Raw genomic sequence first — 1,580 nt, forward strand, 5'->3', positions numbered from 1 at the left:
GCACCGGGCGTTGCCCCCCTCCTCGCCGGCCGGGGCAACCGTCAGAACGGCGGCCCCGCGCTGTGTCCCCAGTGTCCTCGGCCGGGCGGCCGACCCGGCGTTCGCTCCGCCTCCTCGTGCCGGGCAGAGGCCGAATGGATGACCGAGTGGATGACGGCGAGCGCTTCGGCGGGTCGGTCCCGGCCGATCAGGAGGTCGGCCAGGGCCCTGGCCGCTCCGCTCCCGGTGGAGGAGCGGAGCTGCTCCACGGCCTCGTCCGGGCACGCCGGCAGAGCGCCTGCGGCGCTGCGAACGGCCGTGGAGGGTGCGGCGGATCTCCCGCAGCCCGTCAGAACTGCACGAGCGGCACGTCCGAGCTCGCGATGAGCAGGTGCAGCGCGACGAAGGCGGCCCCGACCAGCCCGAGGACGCTCAGTCCGAGCAGGCACAGGACGTCGGTCAACGACCTCTCCGGTCGCGGGGGTCCGGAATGGCGGTGCGGTGCTCCGGGTGGTGACCACAGTGCGCCCATGAAGCCTCTTTCTCGCTGGTGGTGACGGACCGCCAGCCTCGCAGCGGGCCACGGGCCCGCACCTGAGTACCGGTACTCATCCGTCGACCTGCGCGCTGCCCACGCCGAGGGCCATCTCCTCGGTCATGCGCCCCGCCGTCGCCCCTCGTGCGTTCACGGCCGGTGAGCGTCGTGATGGACGCGCAACCGGGGGCTGCGTATGGCGGGCAGCCCGACCAGGGTGTCCCTGAAGGCGCCGTGGTGGGGCGGCAGTGGGTACCAGGGACGCGGCGGCAGGGGGTAGTCGTCGCGCAGGACGCCCTCGGGGAGTACCCCGGTGGCGGGCATCGGCGAGGTCTCGCCCGGGTGGGTGAGGTACGCCCAGACCCCGCTGTCCAGCGGCACCACGGCCGCCTCGTCACCGGGCGGGCGCCAGGGCTCGCCCGTGAGGGGGTGGCGGGGGACGAGGAGGACATCGGGACGGGAGAGCGGCTCGCGGATCCCCGGGCCGGCCAGCCCCACCGAGCGGGCATCGGGTCCGGCGGGGAGGTACCGGCCGACCGCGTGGCCGAGCAGCTCGGCGACGGGGCCGGCGGGGAGGGTCACCGGGCGGTTCCCGGTGGCGGCCACGAGGTGGGCCAGCGCCACCCCGACGGCGGCCTCCCAGCGGCGGCTCCACGACCCGTCGGGTTCGACGGGCGGGACACGGTGTTCGGCACGCTCCAGGTCGTCCCAGTCGGGAGGTGGAGCGGCCGGGATCCCCGAGGGGCGGCGTACGACCGCGTCGGGTTCCAACCACACCGCCTGCCACAGACCGCAGTCGTCCACCCGGGTCGCCACGGCCCGCCCGCACCCTTCGCACGCCAGGTTGGGGCCGGCCCGGCCGTCCACACCCCGGCAGTAGCCCTCGCACTTCTCGGGGATCAGGGCCATGGACCGGGAGTCGCCGGGGGCGATGACGATCCTGTTCCGCGCGCCGAAGGAGACGGAGTACACCGGCGCGTACACGCCCTGCCGGGCGGCCGCGTCCGCTCCGACCTCCTCCCACAGCCGCCAGGGCGGTCCGGTGGGCCGTGGATCGACGGCGTAC

General features: G+C 75.4%; 1 protein-coding gene. It reads right to left on the bottom strand.

The annotated features are described in order from the left end of the window. Window positions 1–664: 664 nt before the first annotated feature. A partial coding sequence (locus ABZ641_RS36705; protein ID WP_359988881.1) for a hypothetical protein occupies window positions 665–1,580 on the bottom strand: 916 nt, incomplete at its 5' end.

It is taken from the genome of Kitasatospora sp. NPDC007106, assembly GCF_040634455.1.
GTDB lineage: Bacteria > Actinomycetota > Actinomycetes > Streptomycetales > Streptomycetaceae > Kitasatospora > Kitasatospora arboriphila.